This window comes from Streptomyces sp. NRRL B-1140 (genome assembly GCF_001280065.1).
Taxonomy (GTDB): Bacteria; Actinomycetota; Actinomycetes; order Streptomycetales; family Streptomycetaceae; genus Streptomyces.
Map to the genome: position 1 here is coordinate 1 of NZ_LGEA01000138.1, position 21349 is coordinate 21349.

The 21349-nt window shown below is 70.7% G+C and carries 14 protein-coding genes and 3 pseudogenes; 9 read left to right on the forward strand and 8 right to left on the reverse strand.

Annotation, left to right across the window (positions count from 1 at the left end):
- The 3 genes and pseudogenes from ADK65_RS32995 to ADK65_RS33005 form a co-directional block, all read left to right on the forward strand.
- Positions 1 to 358, forward strand: a pseudogene (locus tag ADK65_RS32995) (2-oxoglutarate ferredoxin oxidoreductase subunit alpha); the annotation flags it as partial.
- Positions 348 to 1288 (forward strand): annotated as a pseudogene (locus tag ADK65_RS33000) (2-oxoacid:ferredoxin oxidoreductase subunit beta). The pseudogenes ADK65_RS32995 and ADK65_RS33000, both read left to right, overlap by 11 nt.
- A 26-nt stretch (positions 1289 to 1314) precedes the next feature.
- Entirely contained in the window at positions 1315 to 2904 is a 1590-nt protein-coding gene (locus ADK65_RS33005) for an acyl-CoA mutase large subunit family protein (protein ID WP_053674695.1), read from the forward strand.
- A gap of 21 nt (positions 2905 to 2925) precedes the next feature.
- Here ADK65_RS33005 and ADK65_RS33010 read toward each other — a convergent pair whose 3' ends face one another.
- Positions 2926 to 4257, reverse strand: coding sequence for a PLP-dependent aminotransferase family protein (locus ADK65_RS33010; protein WP_078956270.1), 1332 nt, complete (start codon positions 4255 to 4257; stop codon positions 2926 to 2928).
- Positions 4254 to 4955, reverse strand: a complete 702-nt coding sequence (locus ADK65_RS33015; protein WP_053674696.1) for a hypothetical protein — start codon at positions 4953 to 4955, stop codon at positions 4254 to 4256. Before ADK65_RS33015 ends, ADK65_RS33010 begins: the two co-directional genes overlap by 4 nt.
- A 475-nt stretch (positions 4956 to 5430) precedes the next feature.
- Here ADK65_RS33015 and metK point away from each other — a divergent pair, with 475 nt between their 5' ends.
- From metK to ahcY, 5 genes and pseudogenes are all read left to right on the forward strand, one after another.
- A complete protein-coding gene (gene metK, locus ADK65_RS33020; protein WP_053674698.1) occupies positions 5431 to 6639 on the forward strand; it encodes a methionine adenosyltransferase in 1209 nt (402 codons plus the stop codon).
- 31 nt (positions 6640 to 6670) lie between these two features.
- Positions 6671 to 7654, forward strand: a complete 984-nt coding sequence (locus ADK65_RS33025; RefSeq protein WP_053674700.1) for a carbohydrate kinase family protein — start codon at positions 6671 to 6673, stop codon at positions 7652 to 7654.
- A pseudogene (gene metH, locus ADK65_RS33030) lies at positions 7642 to 11059 on the forward strand (methionine synthase). Before ADK65_RS33025 ends, metH begins: the two are co-directional and overlap by 13 nt.
- Positions 11056 to 11913, forward strand: coding sequence for a methylenetetrahydrofolate reductase [NAD(P)H] (gene metF, locus ADK65_RS33035; RefSeq protein WP_053674702.1), 858 nt, complete (start codon positions 11056 to 11058; stop codon positions 11911 to 11913). Before metH ends, metF begins: the two are co-directional and overlap by 4 nt.
- A complete protein-coding gene (ahcY, locus tag ADK65_RS33040; protein WP_053674704.1) occupies positions 11903 to 13300 on the forward strand; it encodes an adenosylhomocysteinase in 1398 nt (465 codons plus the stop codon). The genes metF and ahcY overlap by 11 nt, the downstream gene beginning before the upstream one ends.
- Before the next feature lie 134 nt (positions 13301 to 13434).
- Here ahcY and ADK65_RS33045 read toward each other — a convergent pair whose 3' ends face one another.
- The 6 genes from ADK65_RS33045 to ADK65_RS33070 all read right to left on the reverse strand — a co-directional run bounded on the left by ADK65_RS33045 (position 13435) and on the right by ADK65_RS33070 (position 20187).
- On the reverse strand, positions 13435 to 14220 hold the full coding sequence (locus tag ADK65_RS33045; protein ID WP_053674706.1) for an ABC transporter permease: 786 nt from the start codon (positions 14218 to 14220) through the stop codon (positions 13435 to 13437).
- Positions 14217 to 15173, reverse strand: coding sequence for an ATP-binding cassette domain-containing protein (locus ADK65_RS33050; protein WP_053674708.1), 957 nt, complete (start codon positions 15171 to 15173; stop codon positions 14217 to 14219). The genes ADK65_RS33045 and ADK65_RS33050 overlap by 4 nt, the downstream gene beginning before the upstream one ends.
- Positions 15174 to 15187: 14 nt before the next feature.
- The gene (locus ADK65_RS33055) at positions 15188 to 15859 is read right to left on the reverse strand and encodes a DUF4097 family beta strand repeat-containing protein (RefSeq protein WP_053674715.1); all 672 of its coding nucleotides are present in this window, start codon (positions 15857 to 15859) and stop codon (positions 15188 to 15190) included.
- Between the two features lie 699 nt (positions 15860 to 16558).
- Positions 16559 to 18823 (reverse strand): MMPL family transporter, encoded by a 2265-nt coding sequence (locus ADK65_RS33060; RefSeq protein WP_078956271.1) that lies wholly within the window; start codon positions 18821 to 18823, stop codon positions 16559 to 16561.
- Between the two features lie 115 nt (positions 18824 to 18938).
- Entirely contained in the window at positions 18939 to 19454 is a 516-nt protein-coding gene (locus ADK65_RS33065; RefSeq protein WP_053674709.1) for a GtrA family protein, read from the reverse strand.
- Positions 19455 to 19497: 43 nt separating this feature from the next.
- Positions 19498 to 20187: a DUF4097 family beta strand repeat-containing protein gene (locus ADK65_RS33070; protein WP_053674711.1), complete on the reverse strand. Its 690-nt coding sequence runs from the start codon at positions 20185 to 20187 to the stop codon at positions 19498 to 19500.
- 228 nt (positions 20188 to 20415) lie between these two features.
- On the opposite strand from ADK65_RS33070, the gene ADK65_RS40035 reads away from it, so the two are divergent.
- A complete protein-coding gene (locus ADK65_RS40035) occupies positions 20416 to 21162 on the forward strand; it encodes a GbsR/MarR family transcriptional regulator (RefSeq protein ID WP_053674713.1) in 747 nt (248 codons plus the stop codon).
- Positions 21163 to 21349: the final 187 nt, after the last annotated feature.

Sequence of the window (21349 nt, forward strand, 5' to 3'; positions counted from 1 at the left end):
CGACGGCATCACCGTCCCCGACCTCGCAGTCGACGACCCGCACGGCGCGCGGACCCTGGTCCTGGGCTGGGGCTCGACGTACGGGCCGATCACCGCGGCCGTACGCCGCGTCCGCACCGAGGGCGGCCACATCGCGCAGGCCCACCTGCGCCACCTCAACCCCTTCCCGCCCAACCTCGGCGAGGTACTCACCCGCTACGAGCGCGTCATCGTCCCGGAGATGAACCTCGGCCAGCTCAACACCCTCATCCGGGCGAAGTACCTCATCGACACCTACTCCTACACCCAGGTCAACGGCATGCCGTTCAAGGCGGAACAGCTCGCCACCGCGCTGAAGGAGGCCATCGATGGCCACTGAACTCACCCTCACGGCGAAGGACTTCAAGTCCGATCAGGAAGTGCGCTGGTGCCCGGGGTGCGGTGACTACGCCGTTCTGGCGGCCGTGCAGGGCTTCATGCCGGAACTGGGCCTGGCCAGGGAGAACATCGTCTTCGTCTCCGGCATCGGCTGCTCCTCCCGCTTCCCGTACTACATGAACACCTACGGGATGCACTCCATCCACGGCCGCGCCCCCGCCATCGCCACCGGCCTGGCGAGCTCCCGCCGGGATCTGTCGGTGTGGGTCGTCACCGGCGCCGGATCTACGGCCTGACCAAGGGCCAGTACTCGCCCACCTCCGAAGTCGGCAAGATCACCAAGTCGACGCCGATGGGCTCCCTCGACGCACCCTTCAACCCGGTCTCGCTGGCCATCGGCGCCGAGGCGTCCTTCGTCGCCCGCACCGTCGACTCCGACCGCAAACACCTCACCGAGGTCCTGCGCCAGGCCGCCGCCCACCCCGGGACCGCCCTCGTCGAGATCTACCAGAACTGCAACATCTTCAACGACGGCGCCTTCGACGCCCTCAAGGACAAACAGCGGGCCCAGGAAGCCGTCATCCGCCTCGAACACGGACAGCCCATCCGCTTCGGCACCGACGGCACCAGGGGAGTCGTCCGCGACAGGGCCACCGGCGAGCTCGAGGTCGTCACGGTCACACCGGACAACGAGGCGGACGTCCTGGTCCACGACGCGCACGCCGCGTCCCCGACCACCGCCTTCGCCCTCTCCCGCCTCGCCGACCCCGACACCCTCCACCACACCCCCATCGGCGTCCTGCGCTCCGTCGACCGGCCCGTCTACGACACCCTCATGGCCGACCAGCTCGACACCGCCGTCGAACAGCACGGCAAGGGCGACCTCGCCACCCTCCTCGCCGCCAACGACACCTGGACCGTCGTCGGCTGACGCCGGCCCCCTGGAAACGGAAGACGATGAAGGACAACACCAGAACAGGCGAGTCCGGGCTGCCCGTCGAACCGGTCTACGGGCCCGACGCCCTGGCGGGCTGGGATCCGGCGCAGAAGCTGGGTGAGCCGGGGGCGTACCCGTTCACGCGGGGTGTGTATCCGTCGATGTACACGGGCCGGCCGTGGACGATGCGTCAGTACGCGGGGTTCGGTACGGCGACGGAGTCGAACGCCCGTTACAAGCAGCTGATCGCGAACGGGACGATGGGGTTGTCGGTCGCGTTCGACCTGCCGACGCAGATGGGTCACGACTCGGACGCGCCGATCGCGAGTGGTGAGGTGGGCAAGGTCGGTGTGGCGATCGACTCGGTCGACGACATGCGGGTGCTGTTCGACGGGATCCCGCTGGACAAGGTGTCGACGTCGATGACGATCAACGCGCCCGCGTCGTTGCTGCTCCTGCTGTACCAACTCGTCGCGGAGGAGCAGGGTGTCAGTGCGGACCGGCTGACGGGCACGATCCAGAACGACGTGCTGAAGGAGTACATCGCGCGGGGGACGTACATCTTCCCGCCCAAGCCGTCGCTGCGGCTGACCGCGGACATCTTCCAGTACTGCAAGGCCGAGATCCCGAAGTGGAACACGATCTCGATCTCCGGCTATCACATGGCGGAGGCGGGTGCGTCGCCCGCGCAGGAGATCGCATTCACGCTGGCGGACGGGATCGAGTACGTGCGCACGGCGGTCGCGGCCGGGATGGACGTGGACGATTTCGCGCCCCGCCTGTCGTTCTTCTTCGTGGCGCGGACGACGATCCTGGAGGAGGTCGCGAAGTTCCGTGCGGCGCGCCGCATCTGGGCGCGGGTGATGCGAGAGCGGTTCGGGGCGCGGAATCCGAAGTCGCTGATGCTGCGGTTCCACACGCAGACGGCGGGGGTGCAGCTGACGGCCCAGCAGCCGGAGGTGAACCTGGTCCGCGTCGCGGTGCAGGGTCTCGGGGCCGTCCTGGGCGGCACGCAGTCGCTGCACACGAACTCCTTCGACGAGGCCATCGCGCTGCCCACCGACAAGTCCGCCCGCCTCGCGCTGCGGACACAGCAGGTCCTCGCGTACGAGACGGACGTGACCGCGACCGTCGACCCCTTCGCCGGTTCCTACGTCGTCGAGAGGATGACCGACGACCTGGAGGCGGAGATCGTCGCCCTCATCGACAAGACGGAGCAGCTCGGAGGGGCCGTACGCGCCATCGAGCTCGGTTTCCAGAAGTCCGAGATCGAACGCAACGCCTATCGCATCGCGCAGGAGACCGACTCCGGCGAGCGGGTCGTGGTCGGCGTCAACCGCTTCCAGCTCGACGCGGAGGAGCCGTACGAACCCCTCCGGGTCGACCCGGCCATCGAGGCCCGGCAGGCCGAACGCCTCGCCAGGCTCCGCGCCGAGCGCGACCGGCAGGCGGTGGACACGGCGCTGGCCGCCCTGAGGAAGGCCGCCGAGGGCGAGGACAACGTCCTCCACCCGATGAAGGACGCCCTGCGCGCCCGCGCCACCGTCGGCGAGGTCTGCAACGCCCTGCGCGAGATCTGGGGCACGTACGTGCCGACCGACGCCTACTGACCGAGGACCGTCCGGCAAGGCTCAGGCCACCTCCGGCGCGGGGACGTACCGTTCCCGCGCCCGGTGCGCACCCGGGCCGACGGGGGCGTGACGGGCGTTCCTCCCGGCCGCCGGCTCGGCCTCCAGCACCGCGGCCAGCCGGCGCACCCCCTCGCGGATCCGGTCCGGTGCCGGGTAGCAGTAGGACAGCCGCATCTGCCGGCCGCCGGATCCGTCCGTGTGGAACCCCGTGCCCGAGGCGTACGCCACCCGGGCGGCCACCGCGCGCGGCAGCATCGCCCTGGTGTCCACGCCCTCCGGCACCGTCACCCACACATAGAACCCGCCGTCCGGCGTCGTCCACGTACAGCCCGGCGGCAGGTACCGCTCCAGCGCGGACAGCATCGCGTCGCGGCGCTCGCGGTAGTTCTCCCGGAACACCTCGATCTGGCCCTGCCAGTCGTGCGTGGCCAGATAGCGGGACACGATCGCCTGGTTCAGCGTGGGCGGGCACAGGGTCGCCGACTCCGTGGCCAGGACCAGCTTCTCCCGCACCGCCGACGGCGCCAGCACCCAGCCGACCCGCAGCCCGGAGGCGAACGTCTTCGAGAACGAGCCCAGGTACACCACGTTGTCCGGGTCCAGCGAGCGCAGCGCCGGATGGAGCTGCCCGTCGAAGCCGAGCAGGCCGTACGGGTTGTCCTCGACCACCAGCACGTCGTACGTGCGGCAGATCTCCAGGATCTCCGCCCGCCGCTCGACCGCCAGCGTCACGCCGGCCGGGTTGTGGAAGTTCGGGATCGTGTAGAGCAGTTTCACGCGCTGCCCGGCTTTTGCGGCCTGTCGCAACGCGGCCCGCAGCGCCTCCGGCACCAGGCCGTGCCCGTCCATCGCCACGTGCACGACCCGCGCCTGGTACGCGGTGAACGAGCCCAGCGCGCCGACGTACGAGGGGCCCTCGGCCACCACCACGTCACCCGGGTCGCAGAACAGCCGGGTCACCAGGTCGAGGCCCATCTGCGAGCCGACCGTCACCACGACGTCGTCCGGGTGCGCCGCGATGCCCTCCAGCGCCATCACGTCGCAGATCTGCTCCCGAAGCAGCGGCGAGCCGTGCGCCGACGCGTACTGGAGTGCCGTCAGGCCGTCCTCCGCGATGATCCGCGCGGTCTGCTCCGCGAGCGTCTGGAGCGGCAGCGCGGTCAGATTCGGCATGCCCCCGGCCAGCGAGACCACCTCCGGTCTGCTCGCGACCGAGAACAACGCCCGGATCTCGGAGGCCGTCATGCCCGCGGTGCGCGCGGCGTACCGGGCGCGGTGCGGGTCCAGGACAGTGGGAGGGCTGTACGGCTTCGCGGCGCTGTTCTCGGTCATGGAGCGACACCCTGGGCTCGGTGGACAAGGACACTGCCGTACGGGGAGCGCTCGGGCCGCTCGGCGACGGCCCCCCGGCCCGGGCACCCGTCCGCACCGCCGGGACCGGACAGGTCCCGGTAGCGCCGGGACGACGTCGTGCCCTCGCGCAGGTCGACCCGCTCGACCGTCGCGGCGGGTGTGGCCTGGCCGGCCCCCACATCCGCCAGGCCGCAGTGGGCGAGCGCCTCCGGTTCCGAGGCGAACACCAGCCGCCCGTCCGCCACCGCGTGGTGGACCGCCTCGGTGCCCGACCGGTCCCGCGCGAAGAGGATCTCCTCCCGTCGCCGGTCGAGGACCACCAGCGCGAACGTCCCGCGCACGGCGTCGAGGAAGTCGAGCCCCTCGGCCTCGTAGAGGTGCAGCAGGATCTCGCGGTCCGACTGCGTCCGCAGCCGTACGCCGGGCAGTGCGGCGGCCAGCTCCCGGTGGTTGCGCACCGTGCCGCTCGCCATCAGCACGATCTTTCCGTCCGCCGACACGAACGCCTGGGCGCTGTACGCGCATCCCATGACCGTCGCGCCGTCCCGCACCACGGCGCGTCCGCCGGGGCCCCGGCGGTTCAGCGCGTCGAGTATCGAGTCCACCGCCGCCGTCTCACGGCCCGTGGCCCGGGGTGCGGCCGATCCGAGCACCGCCAGTCCTGCCAGCCCGCCCATGTTCCCTCCACCCTTCGGCCCGGTCGCTACACGCACGTCGCGCCTGCTCGCCGCCCAGCGGCCGCGGCGGAACCCGGGCCCCGGACAGTCGCCCGCACCGGTTCCCGCCGTGTCCAGCTTCGCCGGACAGCATGGGCAGGTCCGCTCGGGATCCGCTCAAGTCCGCCTCGCAACCGCCCCGGAAGGCAAGGAGGGCCCACAACCGGAGGGCACGGCGACACATGGCCGCTCCACGGCCCCGGGGCGCGGCCGGACTGCGCGAGTGGTCTTCCACCCGCCCTCGACGGGCGAGAACCACCCTGGTGGCGCCGCAGGCCGCCAGGGAAAGACGCAGACCGCCCCCGACGGCGAACCACACGCTCCGCTCCTCGCCGCGCGGCCCGCTGGTCACTCAGCGCGTCGGCCCGGCGGGCGACGCCGGACGCCGGGGCACGGGCGGCACGTTGGACCACGACCGCTCACGCCTAGGAGAGACATGGCAACCCGGCTGTTCACCTCGGAGTCCGTCACCGAGGGCCACCCCGACAAGATCGCCGACCAGATCAGCGACGCCGTCCTGGACGCCCTCCTGAGCCAGGACCCGGCCTCCCGGGTGGCGGTGGAGACCCTGATCACCACCGGTCAGGTCCACATCGCCGGGGAGGTGACCACCTCCGCCTACGCCGACATCCCCGCGATCGTCCGCGAGACGGTCCTCGGCATCGGCTACGACTCGTCGGCCAAGGGCTTCGACGGCGCCTCCTGCGGGGTGTCCGTGTCCATCGGCGCCCAGTCGCCGGACATCGCCCAGGGCGTGGACACCGCGTACGAGAAGCGGCTCGGCGGGACCGACGACGACCTCGCCGCGCAGGGCGCCGGGGACCAGGGGCTGATGTTCGGGTACGCCACCCGTGAGACGTCCACCCTGATGCCCCTGCCCATCGAACTCGCGCACCGGCTGTCGCGCCGGCTGGCCGAGGTCCGCAAGGACGGGCTGATGCCCTACCTCCGCCCCGACGGCAAGACACAGGTCACCATCGAGTACCGCGACGACCTCCCGGTCCGTCTGGACACGGTCGTCGTCTCCTCCCAGCACGCCTCCGGCATCGACCTCGACCACATGCTGACCCCGGACATCCGCCGCCAGGTCGTCGAACCCGTCCTCGCCCGCCTGGCCGAGGACGGCATCAAGCTGGAGACCGAAGGCCACCGGCTGCTGGTCAACCCCACCGGCAAGTTCGAGATCGGCGGCCCGATGGGCGATGCCGGCCTCACCGGCCGCAAGATCATCATCGACACGTACGGCGGCATGGCCCGCCACGGCGGCGGCGCCTTCTCCGGCAAGGACCCCTCCAAGGTGGACCGTTCGGCCGCCTACGCGATGCGCTGGGTCGCCAAGAACGTCGTCGCGGCCGAACTCGCCGAACGCTGCGAGGTCCAGGTCGCGTACGCCATCGGCAAGGCCGAGCCGGTCGGCCTGTTCGTCGAGACCTTCGGCACGGAACACGTACCGCGCGCCGCGATCGAGCGGGCCATCCACGAGGTGTTCGACCTGCGCCCGGCCGCCGTCATCCGCGACCTCGACCTGCTGCGCCCGATCTACACCAGGACCGCGGCGTACGGGCACTTCGGCCGTGAGCTGCCCGACTTCACCTGGGAGCGCACCGACCGCGCCGACCGCCTCCGCGCCGCCGCGGGCCACTGAACCGGCCGCGCCGAAAGGGACGGGAGTTGCCATGCGCATCGCCGTGACCGGTTCCATCGCCACCGACCACCTCATGACCTTCCCCGGCCGGATCGTGGACCAGCTGATACCGGACCGGCTCGACCGGGTGTCGCTGTCGTTCCTCGCCGACGACCTGGAAGTGCGCCGCGGCGGCGTCGCCGCCAACATCTCCTACGGGCTCGGCGGGCTGGGCCTGGACCCCGTGCTCGTCGGCGCGGTCGGCAGCGACTTCGGTGAGTACGAGGTCTGGCTGAAGGAACACGGCGTCGACACCGGCGCCGTACACGTCTCCGCCCGGCGGCAGACGGCCCGGTTCGTGTGCCTCACGGACCAGGACGCCAACCAGATCGCCGCGTTCTACGCCGGAGCCATGACCGAGGCCCGCGACATCGACCTCGGGCGCCTCGACCCGCTGCCCGACCTCGTGGTCGTGGCACCCGACGACCCCGAGGCCATGCTGCGCCACACCGCGCGCTGCCGGGCGCTCGGCATCCCCTTCGCCGCCGACCCCTCACAGCAACTGGCCCGCCTCGACGGCGGCCAGGCCCGCACGCTGCTCACCGGGGCGCGCTGGCTGTTCACCAACGAGTACGAGGCGACCCTGCTGCTGGAACGCACCGGCTGGAGCCGCGACGAGGTCCTCGCACACGTCGGCGCGTGGATCACCACGCTCGGCGCCGACGGCGTCCGGATCGAGGCCGCCGACCGGCCGGCGTTCACCGTGCCCGCCGTCGCCGGTGTCCGCACCACCGACCCGACCGGAGCCGGCGACGCCTTCCGCGCGGGCTTCCTCGCGGCCCTCGCCCGGGGCCTGGACAGCCCGCACGCGGCCCGGCTCGGCTGCGCGGTGGCCTCCCTGGCCCTCGCCGAGGTGGGCTCCCAGGCCTACACCCCCGACCCCGCCCGGCTCACCGCCGTCATCACCGAGACCTACGGCACGGCGGCGGCCGAGACCATCGCGGCACACCTGGGAGGCGCGCCATGCCGGCGATGACGACAAGCGGCGAGACCCTCCGCGAGGCGCTCGCCACGCGCGTGGTGGTGGCCGACGGCGCGATGGGCACCATGCTCCAGGCCCATGACCCGACCATGGAGGACTTCCAGCAGCTGGAGGGCTGCAACGAGGTCCTCAACGCCACCCGCCCGGACATCGTGCGCTCCGTCCACGACGCCTACCTCGCGGCGGGCGTGGACTGCGTGGAGACCAACACCTTCGGCTCGAACCACACGGCACTGGCCGAGTACGACATCACCGCCCGCGCACACGAACTGTCGGAGGCGGGCGCCCGCATCGCCCGGGAGGCAGCCGACGCCTCCACGCGACGCACCGGACAGCGGCGCTGGGTCCTGGGCTCCATGGGCCCGGGCACCAAGCTGCCCACCCTCGGCCACATCGGCTACGCCACCGTCCGCGACGGCTTCCAGGCCAACGCCGAAGGGCTGCTCACCGGCGGCGCCGACGCGCTGCTGGTGGAGACCACGCAGGACCTGCTCCAGACCAAGGCCGCCGTCCTGGGCGCCCGCCGTGCCTTGGAGAGCCTCGGCACCGACGTCCCGCTCCTGGTCTCCCTGGCCTTCGAGACGACCGGCACGATGCTGCTCGGCTCCGAGATCGGCGCCGCGCTGACGGCGCTGGAGCCGCTCGGCATCGACATGATCGGCCTGAACTGCTCCACCGGCCCGGCCGAGATGACCGAGCACCTGCGCTACCTCGCCCGCCACTCCCGCATCCCCCTGCTGTGCATGCCCAACGCGGGCCTCCCGGTCCTCACCAAGGACGGCGCGCACTTCCCGCTCGGCCCGCAAGGACTGGCCGACGCGCAGGAGACGTTCGTCCGGGAGTACGGCCTGTCCCTGGTGGGCGGCTGCTGCGGTACGACGCCCGAGCACCTGCGTCAGCTCGTCGAGCGCGTTCGTGGTCTGACACCCGCCGAGCGCGCCCCCCAGCCCGAGCCGGGTGCGGCGTCGCTGTATCAGACGGTGCCGTTCCGGCAGGACGCGTCGCATCTGGCGATCGGTGAGCGCACCAACGCCAACGGCTCGAAGAAGTTCCGTGAGGCGATGCTGGAGGGCCGCTGGGACGACTGTGTGGAGATGGCCCGGGACCAGATCCGCGAGGGCGCGCACATGCTGGACCTGTGCGTGGACTACGTGGGCCGCGACGGCGTCGCGGACATGGAGGAACTGGCCGGCCGCTTCGCCACCGCCTCCACGCTGCCCATCGTGCTGGACTCCACCGAGGTCGACGTCATCCGGGCCGGCCTGGAGAAACTCGGCGGCCGCGCGGTGATCAACTCGGTCAACTACGAGGACGGCGACGGCCCCCGGTCGCGGTTCGCGCAGGTCACACGGCTGGCCCGGGAGCACGGTGCGGCACTGATCGCGCTGACCATCGACGAGGAGGGCCAGGCCCGCACCGCAGAGAAGAAGGTCGAGATCGCGGAGCGACTGATCGCCGATCTGACCGGCAACTGGGGGATCCACGAGTCGGACATCCTGGTGGACTGCCTGACCTTCACCATCTGCACCGGCCAGGAGGAGTCCCGCCGGGACGGCATCGCCACGATCGAGGGCATCCGCGAACTCAAGCGCCGCCACCCCGATGTGCAGACGACCCTGGGTCTGTCGAACATCTCCTTCGGCCTGAACCCGGCCGCCCGCATCCTGCTGAACAGTGTCTTCCTGGACGAGTGCGTCAAGGCGGGCCTGGACTCGGCGATCGTGCACGCCTCGAAGATCCTGCCGATCGCCCGCTTCGACGAGGAGCAGGTCACCACCGCCCTGGACCTGATCTACGACCGTCGCCGTGAGGGCTATGACCCGCTGCAGAGGCTGATGCAGCTCTTCGAGGGCGCCACCGCGAAGTCGTTGAAGGCGTCCAAGGCGCAGGAGCTGGCCGCGCTGCCGCTCGACGAGCGTCTCAAGCGCCGCATCATCGACGGCGAGAAGAACGGCCTGGAGGCCGACCTGGACGAGGCGCTGACCGAGCGGCCGGCCCTGGACATCGTCAACGAGACGCTGCTGGACGGCATGAAGGTCGTCGGGGAGCTGTTCGGCTCCGGGCAGATGCAGCTGCCGTTCGTGCTCCAGTCCGCCGAGGTGATGAAGGGTGCGGTGGCCCACCTGGAGCCGCACATGGAGAAGACCGACGACGACGGCAAGGGCACCATCGTCCTGGCCACCGTCCGAGGTGACGTCCACGACATCGGCAAGAACCTCGTCGACATCATCCTGTCCAACAACGGCTACACCGTCGTCAACCTCGGCATCAAACAGCCCGTCTCCGCGATCCTGGAAGCAGCCGAGGAACACCGCGCCGACGTCATCGGCATGTCCGGACTGCTGGTGAAGTCCACCGTGATCATGAAGGAGAACCTGGAGGAGCTTAACCAGCGCGGCCTGGCCGCCGACTACCCCGTCATCCTCGGCGGCGCCGCCCTGACCCGCGCCTACGTCGAGCAGGACCTGCACGAGCTCTACGACGGCGAAGTCCGCTACGCCCGCGACGCCTTCGAGGGCCTGCGCCTGATGGACGCCCTGATCGGCATCAAACGCGGCGTCCCCGGCGCCAAGCTGCCCGAGCTCAAGCAGCGCCGGGTCCGTGCAGCCACCGTCAAGGTCGAGGAACGCCCCGAGAAGGGCCACGTCCGGTCCGACGTCGCCCCGGACGCCCCGCTCCCCACCCCGCCGTTCTGGGGCACGCGCGTCGTGAAGGGCATCCCGCTCAAGGAATACGCGTCCTGGCTGGACGAGGGCGCCTTGTTCAAAGGCCAGTGGGGGCTGAGGCAGGCCCGCACCGGCGAGGGCCCGTCGTACGAGGAGCTCGTCGAGACGGAGGGCCGGCCCCGGCTGCGCGGTCTGCTGGACCGGCTCCAGACGGAGAACCTGCTGGAGGCGGCCGTGGTCCACGGCTACTTCCCGTGCGTCTCCAAGGACGACGACCTGATCGTCCTCGACGAGACCGGCAACGAGCGCACCCGCTTCACCTTCCCGCGCCAGCGCCGCGGCCGCCGCCTGTGCCTGGCCGACTTCTTCCGCCCCGAGGAGTCCGGCGAGACGGACCGACTACCTCGAACTCCACGGCCTGTCCGTCCAGCTCGCCGAAGCCCTCGCCGAGTACTGGCACGCACGCGTGCGCACCGAACTCGGCATCGCGGCGGACGACCCGGCCTCGCTGGACGGCATGCTCCGCACCGAGTACCAGGGCTGCCGCTACTCGCTTGGCTATCCGGCCTGCCCCGACCTGGCGGACCGCGCGAAGATCGCCCACCTGCTCCGGCCGGAACGCATCGGCGTGCACCTGTCCGAGGAGTTCCAGCTCCATCCCGAGCAGTCCACCGACGCCATCGTCGTCCACCACCCCGAGGCGAACTACTTCAACGCGGGAGGCCGCGCATGACGACCTTCTCCTTCGAGTTCTTCCCGCCGAAGACCGCCGCCGGCGAGCGGACGCTGTGGCAGGCGATCCGCCGGGTGGAGACACTGCGCCCGGACTTCGTCTCCGTGACCTACGGCGCGGGCGGCTCCTCCCGGGACCGGACCATCGAGATCACCCGGCGCATCGCGGCGGAGACCACCCTGCGTCCCGTCGCGCACCTCACCGCCGTGGGCCACTCGGTCGCCGAGCTGCGGCAGATCATCGGCGCCTACGCGGACGCCGGCATCAAGGACGTCCTCGTCCTGCGCGGTGATCCCCCCGGCGACCCCCGAGGACCGTGGGTGCCGCACCCGGACGGCTTCACCCACGCCTACCAGCTGGTCGAACTCGTCCGTTCCCTGGGCGACTTCACCATCGGCGTCGCCGCCTTCCCCGAGCGGCATCCGCGCTCGCCCGACTGGGACACCGACATCCGGCACTTCGTGGCCAAGTGCCGCGCCGGCGCCGACTACGCCATCACGCAGATGTTCTTCGACGTCGAGGACTACCTGCGGCTACGTGACCGGGTGGCCGCGGCCGGCTGCGACATCCCGATCGTCCCCGAGATCATGCCCGCCACCGACGTACGCCAGATCCGCCGCTTCGCCGAACTGAGCGACGCGGCCTTCCCCGAGGACCTGGCCCACCGTCTGGAAGCCGCCCGCGACGATCGCGCCGCGGGCCACCGCATCGGCGTCGAGTACGCCACCGCCATGGCCGGACGCCTCTTGGCGGAGGGCGCGCCCGGACTGCACTACATCACCCTGAACAGGTCCACCGCGGCCCTGGACATCCACCGTGACGTCATCACTTCAAGGAGTATTCGTGTCGCCTGAGTTCGCGGATTTCAAGGTCGCCGACCTCTCGCTGGCCGCGTTCGGCCGCAAGGAGATCACCCTCGCCGAGCACGAGATGCCCGGGCTGATGGCGATCCGCGAGGAGTACGCCGAGGCCCGGCCACTGGCCGGTGCCCGCATCACCGGCTCCCTGCACATGACGGTGCAGACGGCCGTCCTGATCGAGACCCTGGTCGCCCTGGGCGCCCAGGTGCGCTGGGCGTCCTGCAACATCTTCTCCACCCAGGACCACGCGGCCGCCGCCATAGCCGCGGCCGGCATCCCGGTCTTCGCCTGGAAGGGCGAGACCCTCCAGGAGTACTGGTGGTGCACGGAGCAGGCGCTGACCTGGCCGGACAGCCCCTCCGGCGGGCCGAACATGATCCTGGACGACGGCGGTGACGCCACGACCCTCGTCCACCAGGGCGTCGAGTACCTCAAGACCGGTGAGCTGCCCCCGGCCGACAACGAGGAACTGGCTGCCGTGGCGGCCCTGCTGAAGACGAGCACGCTCGACTGGACCGGCATCGCCGCGCAGATCCGCGGGGTGACGGAGGAGACCACGACCGGCGTCCACCGTCTGTACGAGATGCACCGCGAGGGCTCTCTCCTGTTCCCCGTGATCAACGTGAACGACGCGGTGACGAAGTCGAAGTTCGACAACAAGTACGGCTGCCGCCACTCCCTGATCGACGGCATCAACCGCGCCACCGACGTGCTGATCGGCGGCAAGACCGCGGTCGTCTTCGGCTACGGAGATGTGGGCAAGGGCTGCGCGGAGTCGCTGCGCGGCCAGGGTGCCCGGGTGATCGTCACCGAGATCGACCCGATCTGCGCGCTGCAGGCGGCGATGGACGGCTACCAGGTCACCACGCTGGACGAGGTCGTCGAGACGGCCGACATCTTCATCACGACCACCGGCAACAAGGACGTCGTCATGGCCTCGGACATGGCCAGGATGAAGCACCAGGCGATCGTCGGCAACATCGGCCACTTCGACAACGAGATCGACATGGCCGGCCTCGCGAGGATCCCCGGCATCGTCAAGGACGAGGTCAAGCCGCAGGTCCACACCTGGACCTTCCCCGACGGCAAGGTGATCATCGTCCTGTCCGAGGGCCGCCTGCTGGGCAACGCCACCGGCCACCCCTCGTTCGTGATGTCCAACTCCTTCGCGGACCAGACCCTGGCCCAGATCGAGCTGTTCACCAAGCCCGGCGCGTACGAGACGGGCGTCCACGTGCTGCCCAAGCACCTGGACGAGAAGGTCGCCCGCCTCCACCTCGACGCCCTCGGCGTCAGGCTGACGACGCTCCGCCCCGAGCAGGCCGAGTACATCGGGGTCGGGGTCGAGGGCCCGTACAAGCCGGACCACTACCGCTACTGACGACGCCGAGCGAAGGCAGGCCCGTCGCGGCTGTCGGGGAGACAGCGGCGGCGGGCCTTCGTGGTTCGGTGCGTTCGTCGTGTGACGTCGCCGGCCGGGGGCGCGGGCGGGGGCCCGCGCGGTCACGGGGCGGACTACTTCGCGTCGCGGTTGAAGGTCGAGGTGGACCAGAAGTAGCCGAGGACCGTCAGGGCCAGGCACCAGACGACGGCGAGCCAGCCGTTGTGGCCGATCTCGGTGCCCAGCAGCAGGCCGCGCAGGGTCTCGATGGCCGGCGTGAAGGGCTGGTACTCGGCGATCGGCTGGAACCAGCCCGGCATCGAGTCGACCGGCACGAACGCGCTGGACAGGAGCGGCAGCAGGATCAGGGGCATGGCGTTGTTGCTGGCGGCCTCGGCGTTGGGGCTGACCAGACCCATCCCGACGGCGATCCAGGTGAGCGCCAGAGTGAAGAGGGCGAGCAGCCCGAACGCCGCGAGCCACTCCAGGGCGGTGGCGTCGGTGGACCGGAAGCCGATGGCCACGCCGACGGCGCCGACGAGGACCACGCTCAGGATCGACTGCAGGACGCTGCCGGCGACGTGCCCGACGAGGATCGAGGGCCGGTGGATGGCCATGGTGCGGAAGCGGGCGATGATGCCCTCGGTCATGTCGTTGGAGACGGAGACCGCGGTGCCGATGACGGTGGAACCGATGGTCATCAGCAGCAGGCCGGGCACGATGTAGGCGATGTAGGCGGAGCGGCCGCCACCGCCGATGCCCGCGCTCATGGTGTCGCCGAAGATGTAGACGAACAGCAGGAGCAGCATGATCGGCGTGAGCAGCAGGTTCAGCGTGAGGGACGGGTAGCGGCGCGCGTGCAGCAGGTTGCGGCGCAGCATCGTGTTCGAGTCGCGCACGGCGAGGGACAGGGAACTCATCGGACAGCCTCCTTGGACTGGGTGGGGACGCCGGCGCCGCCGGTCAGGGCGAAGAACACGTCATCGAGGTCGGGGGTGTGGACGGTCAGTTCGTCGGCCTCGATGCCGGCGGAGTCCAGCCAGTCGAGGATGGAGCGCAGCTCACGCTGGCTGCCGTCACTGGGGATCTGGAGGGTGAACGCGTCGTCGTCCTGGTTCGCCTGCTCCAGCGCGAGAGAGGCGGCCTGGTAGGCGATCGGGTCGGTGAAGCGGAGCCGGACGTGGCCGCCGGGGACGAGGCGCTTGAGCTCGGCGGCGGTGCCCTCGGCGGCGATCCTGCCGTCGTTCAGCACCGCGATGCGGTCGGCGAGTTCGTCGGCCTCCTCCAGGTACTGCGTGGTGAGGAACACGGTGACACCGTCGGAGACCAGCTCGCGGATGATGCCCCACATGTTGTGCCGCGAGCGCGGGTCGAGGCCGGTGGTGGGCTCGTCCAGGAAGATGATCCGCGGCTTGCCGACCAGCGTCATGGCGATGTCCAGACGCCGCTTCATGCCACCCGAGTACGTCGAGGCGGGCTTCTTCGCCGCCTCCACCAGGTCGAAACGCTCCAGCAGTTCGGCGGCCACCCGCCGCCCCTCCTGCTTGGACAGGTGGTGCAGGTCCGCCATGAGGAGCATGTTCTCCTCACCGGTGATCAGACCGTCCACGGCGGAGAACTGCCCCGTGACACCGATCGCGGCACGCACCGCCTGCGGGTCCGCGGCGATGTCGTGACCGGCGACCTGCGCCTGCCCGCCGCCGGCGGAGATCAGCGTGGACAGGATCTGCACGGTGGTGGTCTTGCCGGCCCCGTTCGGGCCGAGCAGGGAGAAGATCGTTCCCTCGGGGACGATCAGGTCGACGCCGTCGAGGACGGTCTTGTCGCCGTACGACTTGCGCAGCCCGTTCGCTGCGATGGCCGGCTTGGTCATGAGGAGAGCTCCTTCTACAGGCTGCGGGCGGCGATGTCGCCGTAGGCGGTGGTGGCGTGGACGGTGAGAGCGGCGTCGGGTCCGTCGGTGTTGGTGAGGGTGTTCTCGATACGGCCGTGACCGGTGCGGGCGTCGAGGGTGGCGGAGGTGCCGCGGGCGGCGCCGAGAGAGATGTCGCCGTGCTCGGTGCGCAGGGTGACGGTGCCGCGCACGGCCTCGGTGACGCGGAGGGCGCCCTTCTGGGTGCTGATCTCGGCGGAGCCGTCCAGGCGGTGGACGGTGACGTCGCCGGCGGCGAGGGTGAGGCGGGCGCCTTCGGTCTCGTCGAGCTCGACGGTGGCCTGGGCGCTGTCGAGGCGGACGTGGCCGAGCCGTCCGGTGCTGTGGAGCCGGGCGTCGGCCGTCTTCGCCTCGACGCGGGAACCGCTGGGCAGGTGGACGGTCACGTCGAGGGTGCCGGAGGAGCCGAGGGCCTGGTTCTTGCCGGCGGGGGCCTCGATGCGCAGGGTGCCGTCGGTGCAGGTGACCGTGGTCTGTTCGGCGGCCTTCACGTCGCGGCTCTTGGAGGCGTCGGCGGGCAGGACCTCGACGGTGGTGTCGGTCCGGTCGGCGGCGACGAACCGGATGTGTCCCGCGGGGATGTCGAGGACGGCCGCGACGGGGGCGGGGGTGTCGAACTTCTGCATCGTGCACTCCTTCTTCTGCATCGTGCGCTCGTGCGTCCCGATGTTTCTGATGATGGAAACGCTACGTTGCATTCATGGAACTCGCAACACGCTTGTTGCTTAGAGCTGCCATAAGTGCAGGTAGATTCGATAAATCATTGCAATGAGGTTGGACTTAATGCAATGGAGCTGACCCTGTCCATTGCAATGAGTAAAGAGTGAACGCTATAGCGGGGACACTCGGAGCGCGCCGGGAACCGCCATGCCGGCAGGAGGACCCGTCCGGCGGGAACCGGACCGTGCGGGTGAGGGCGCCGAGCCGGAACAGGGCGTCGGCGTGCGGCAGGGCGAGGACCACGCGCGGCAGGGCACGGACCACGCGCGGCAGGTGCCGCCCCGGGGCGAGGGCGCCGGACGGCCGGGCGGTGGGGGGAACGGCGTACCGGTGGGGGACGGTGCCGCACGGCGCGGGCCCTTCGCGCCGCGACGGCTGCGGGACGCGACCGGTGCCGGGAGTCGGGGTCGCCATGGGATCAGTGAACCGGAGGCCCGCGGCCGGGACCATCGGCCTCGTCCGGACCTCGACCGGCTCTCAAGTGCTCCTGCAGGCACCGGCGTTCGCGGCGCTCCGGTGTCCCCCGGGGCCGTACACGGACGGCGGCCCGGTGCGACCTGGAGAAGGTCGCACCGGGCCGCCGGCGGTTCGGACCGCGCAGCGCCTCAGTGCACGAGGTCCCCCTCGTGTTCCGGCGTGCTGCGCGGCGTGGGCGACGGCGGGCCGGCCGGCAGCCGCCGCAACCGCTCGCCCTCGACGTCCACGTTGGGCAGCAGCCGGCCGAGCCACTTCGGCAGCCACCAGGCGGCGTCGCCGAGCAGCGAGTGCACGGCGGGCACGATCGCCATCCGGACCACGAAGGCGTCGAACAGGACGGCGGAGGCGAGGCCGAAGCCCATCATCGCGACCAGGTCGTCGGTCTCGAAGATGAAGCCCGAGAAGACGCTGATCATGATGATCGCGGCGGCCACGACCACCCGGCCGCTGTGGCGGAAGCCGGTGACGACGGCGTCCTTCGGCGAGGCGCCGTGGACGTACGCCTCACGCATGCGGGTGACCAGGAAGACCTCGTAGTCCATGGCGAGGCCGAAGACCACACCGATCATGAAGATCGGCAGCGTGGTCATGATGGGGCCGGTCTGCTCGATGCCGAAGAAGCCGGAGGCCCAGCCGAGCTGGAACACCGCGACCAGCGCGCCGAGCGCCGCGCTGACCGAGAGCAGGAAGCCGAGCGCCGCCTTCAGCGGGACCAGGACGGAGCGGAACACCAGGAGCAGCAGCAGGAAGGCCAGGCCGACCACCAGGGCCAGGTAGGGCAGCAGCGCGTCGGACAGGGTCTGGGAGAAGTCGATGAACAGCGCGGTCTGGCCGGTCACCAAAATCTCGGTGGCCCCCGAGGACGCCTCGAGCGAAGTGGCCTTCGCGCGGATGTCCTTGACCAGCTGCTCGGTGGCGCCGTCGGTCGGGCCGGTCTTCGGGACGATGCCGAAGATGGCGGTGTCACCGGCCTTGTTGGCGGTGGCCTTGGAGACCGAGGCGATGCCCGCGTTCTTCTTGAGGCTCTCGCCGACCTTGTCACCGGCGGCGGCCGCGTCCTTGCCCTCGACGGTCACCGTCAGCGGGCCGTTGAAGCCGGGCCCGAAGGAGTCGGACAGCAGGTCGTACGCCTTGCGCTGGGTGGTGTCGGTCGCCATCGTGCCCTCGCCGGGCAGGCCGAGTTCCAGCTTGGTGGCGGGCAGGGCGATCGCGCCGAGACCGACCACCGCGAGGAAGAGCACGCCGAGCGGGCGACGCACCACGAAGGAGGCCCAGCGGGTGGACAGGTTGGGCTTGGTCCGCGCGGCCAGCTTCGCGGCCTTCTTCTCCGACTTGCGCAGCTTGCGCGCCGACAGCGGCTTCTTGGTCTGCACGAGACGGCGGTCCGCGACCCGCAGCACCCGGCGCGGCGCGAAGCCGAGCAGGGCGGGCACCAGGGTGACCGCGATCAGTACGGCGACGGCGACCGTACCCGCCGCGGCGAGAGCCATCTTGGTGAGGATCGGGATGTCGACGACGGCGAGGCCGCCCAGCGCGATGATGACGGTGAGCCCGGCGAAGACGACGGCCGAACCGGCGGTGCCGGTCGCGATGCCCGCGGCCTCCTGCGGCGTGCGCCCCTCGCCGACCTCGGCGCGGTAGCGGGAGACGACGAACAGGGCGTAGTCGATGCCGACCGCGAGGCCGATCATCATCGCCAGCGTCGACGTCGTGGCCGACAGCCCGAAGGTGGAGCCGAGCGCGGTGATGGCCGAGACGCCGACCCCCACGCCGATCAGGGCGGTGAGCAGCGGCATACCGGCGGCGAGCACCGAGCCGAAGGTGAGGAACAGGACGATGGCCGAGATCAGCACACCGATCTGCTCACCCGTGCCGGACACGGTCTGTTCGATCGCGACGGCGTCACCGCCGGCCTCGACGGTCAGGCCGCCGTCGCGGGCCCGGTCCGTGGCCTTGGTGAGCGCGTCGTGCGCCTCGTCGGTGAGGTCGGGTGCGGCGACGCCGTAGGTCACCACGGCGTAGGCGGTACGGCCGTCCTTGCTGATCGAGCCGGCGGTGAACGGGTCGGCGACGCCTGACACCTGGGGCGCCTTGCCGAGTTCGCCGAGGAGCTCGCCGATCGCCGCCTTCTCGTCGGCGATCTTCTTGCCCTCGGGCGCGCGGATCACGACGCGGGCGGTGGCACCGTCGGCGCCGGCGTTCGGGAACTTCTCCTCCAGGAGGTCGAACGCCTTCTGCGATTCGGTGCCCGGCATGGAGAACTGCTCGGTCGGGGGGGTGGGAGCACTGGAGGCCGCGGCACCGACGCCGCAGACGATCAGCACCCACAGCAGGGTCACGAGGCCACGTCGCCGGAAGGCGAAGCGGCCGAGTTTGTACAGGAAGGTAGCCACGGAAAACCGCACTTCCATCGAGTGGAGGGGCAGGAGGAAGGAAGGGGGCCGGCCGCCCCGGCGTCAGAACAGGGCGGTGGCTTCTGACATGCACACACGTTGGCCCGAAGGCCGGTCAAAGGGCCGGATTCTCCGGCGAAGCGAGACTGATCCTGAAGCGAACGTCGAGTGGAGGAATCAGTTCCGGCCAGCTGCTGCGGGTGGCGAAGACATAGCAGCGCAGAACGAGGAAGCGGGCCGCGCCGGCGAGTCCGGAGGCGCCGAGGTAGACGATCTGCTCGGTCAGCATGGCGGGGGAAGGCTGCAGCAGGTGCAGCACCCACACGGCGGTGCCGGTGGCCAGGTAGGCGGCTGTCGCCGAGCCCGCCGACTGCCAGTGCTCACGCCATCCGGCGCCGCGTCCCTTGGCGAAGGTGAAGCGGGCGTGGAGTTCGGTGCACAGCAGTGTGGAGACGAGGGTGACGACCGCGTTCGCCAGCGCCCAGGGCATCGTCACGGCCAGCAGCGGCACCGCGAGGCTGGAGAGGATTCCGACGCCGCCGCCGAGGGCCGCGAACCGGAGGAAGGACGCGACGGGGCCGGGGCCGGCTTCGGTCGCCACATCGGGCTGGTGTGCGAGCGGCGACTTCATGGCGGCGTCCTTCCTTCCTCGAGGGCCGGGTGCTGACGGGGTGTTACAGGCTGCGGGCGGTGATGTCGCCGTAGGAGGTGGTCGCGTGGATGGTCAGGCCGGCCTGGGGGCCGTCGGTGTTGTTGAGGGAGTTGTGGATCCGGCCGTAGCTGGTGCCGGCGTCGAGGGTGGCGGAGGTCCCACGGGCGGTGCCGACGGTGATGTCGCCCTGCTCGCAGCGCAGGGTGACCGTGCCGCGCACGGCCTCGGCGACGTTCAGGTCGCCCTTGCGCGTGCTGATCTCGGCGGAGCCGTTCAGGCGGCCCACGGTGATGTCACCGGCCTGGACGGCCAGGCGGACGCTCGCGGTCTCGTCGAGCTTGACCTTGCCCTGCGCGCCCTCGAAGGTCACGTCGCCGAGCCGGCCCACGCCGCGCAGTTCGGCGCTGGCGGCCTTGGCCTCGACCCGGGAGCCGGCGGGGAGCTGGACGGTGACCTCGACGGCGCCGGAGGAGCCGAAGTACTGGTTCTTCACCGGGGTCCCGATCCGCAGGACACCGTCGCGACAGTCGACCGTGGTCTGCTCGGCCGCCTTGACGTCCCGGCTCTTGGCGGGGTCGGCGGGCAGCACCTCGACGGTGGTGTCGGCCCGGTCGGCGGCGATGAACCGGATGCGCCCCGCCGAGACGTCCACGACGGCAGCGATGGGGGCGGGGGCGTCGAACGTGCGCGTCGTGCTCTGGGTCTTCTGCATCGCGGGCTCCTAGACTCGGTTCCTTGTTTCCGATGACAGAAACGCTACGTTGCATTCACAGATCCTGCAACAAGCTTGTTGCGCTCGATATGCAAAGCTGCAGTTCAAAGCCGCGAAATCGTTGCACTGAGCTCGAAATTAACGCAACATCCCACTCCTTGGCTCGTTGCAATGGTGTGGAGGTGAACGCTATACTGGCCCGCACCACGGACCACGAAGGAGACCGCGATGCCGGGAGGCAGACTCACCCAGCAGGAACGCCAGCAGATCGCGCTGGGACTGGCCGACGGCCTCCCCTACGCGGAGATCGCCAGGCGCCTCGACCGCCCGACCTCCACCATCACGCGCGAGGTGACGCGCAACGGCGGCCCCACCGCCTACCGTGCCGACCTGGCACACCGCGCCACCGAACGCCGCGCCCACCGCCGTCGGCAGGCCGCTCCCCGGGGCGGACAGCGCACACCCGAGCAGCCCCACGGACGCGACGCGGAGGCCGTGCGCGAGTACGAGGAGACCCTCACCACCGTCTTCATGGCTTCGGGCATGCCCAAGATGATGTCCAGGGTGCTGGTCTGCCTCTACACCACCGACGAGGGCAGCCTCACCGCATCCGAACTCGTCCAGCGCCTCCAGGTCAGCCCGGCGTCCATCTCCAAAGCGGTCACGTTTCTGGAGAGCCAGGGCATGGTCCGCCGGGCGCGCGACGAACGCCGCCGCGAGCGCTATGCCGTCGACGACGACGTCTGGTACCAGGCGATGATCGCCAGCGCCCGGTCCCTCACCCAGGTCGTCGAGGTCTCACGGCAGGGCGTCGGCGTCCTCGGCCACGGAACCCCGGCCGCTACCCGGCTGGAGAACGCCGCCCGCTTCCTCGACTTCGTCCAGGAGAGCACCATGCGCGCCGCGGAACAGGCCCGCGCTGTCCTGCATACCAGATCCGCGGCGGCCCCGGACGGCACCGCCACGGGGGCCTGACCGCCGCCGCGGCGACCCGCCCCGGCTGCCCCCCCCTCAGCCTCGGACGAGTCCGGCTCGACTGTTCCTGCAGCACCCTGAGGCAGGCTCTGCGGCGCAGCCTCACCCCCTACACGGACGGAGATTCGCGCATGAAGCACTCCCGTACAGCAGCAGGTGCGGCGGCGGCCACGCTGGCCGCCGGCCT

Coding starts and splice junctions, on each gene's coding strand:
- ADK65_RS33015 (WP_053674696.1), bottom strand. CDS start 4,955: ATGGGCGGGCTGGCAGGACTGGCGGTGCTCGGATCGGCCGCACCCCGG.
- ADK65_RS33065 (WP_053674709.1), bottom strand. CDS start 19,454: ATGAAGTCGCCGCTCGCACACCAGCCCGATGTGGCGACCGAAGCCGGC.
- metF (WP_053674702.1), top strand. CDS start 11,056: ATGACGACCTTCTCCTTCGAGTTCTTCCCGCCGAAGACCGCCGCCGGC.
- ADK65_RS33055 (WP_053674715.1), bottom strand. CDS start 15,859: ATGCAGAAGTTCGACACCCCCGCCCCCGTCGCGGCCGTCCTCGACATC.
- ADK65_RS40035 (WP_053674713.1), top strand. CDS start 20,416: ATGCCGGGAGGCAGACTCACCCAGCAGGAACGCCAGCAGATCGCGCTG.
- ADK65_RS33025 (WP_053674700.1), top strand. CDS start 6,671: ATGCGCATCGCCGTGACCGGTTCCATCGCCACCGACCACCTCATGACC.
- ADK65_RS33010 (WP_078956270.1), bottom strand. CDS start 4,257: ATGACCGAGAACAGCGCCGCGAAGCCGTACAGCCCTCCCACTGTCCTG.
- ADK65_RS33045 (WP_053674706.1), bottom strand. CDS start 14,220: ATGAGTTCCCTGTCCCTCGCCGTGCGCGACTCGAACACGATGCTGCGC.
- ADK65_RS33005 (WP_053674695.1), top strand. CDS start 1,315: ATGAAGGACAACACCAGAACAGGCGAGTCCGGGCTGCCCGTCGAACCG.
- ADK65_RS33050 (WP_053674708.1), bottom strand. CDS start 15,173: ATGACCAAGCCGGCCATCGCAGCGAACGGGCTGCGCAAGTCGTACGGC.
- metK (WP_053674698.1), top strand. CDS start 5,431: ATGGCAACCCGGCTGTTCACCTCGGAGTCCGTCACCGAGGGCCACCCC.
- ADK65_RS33070 (WP_053674711.1), bottom strand. CDS start 20,187: ATGCAGAAGACCCAGAGCACGACGCGCACGTTCGACGCCCCCGCCCCC.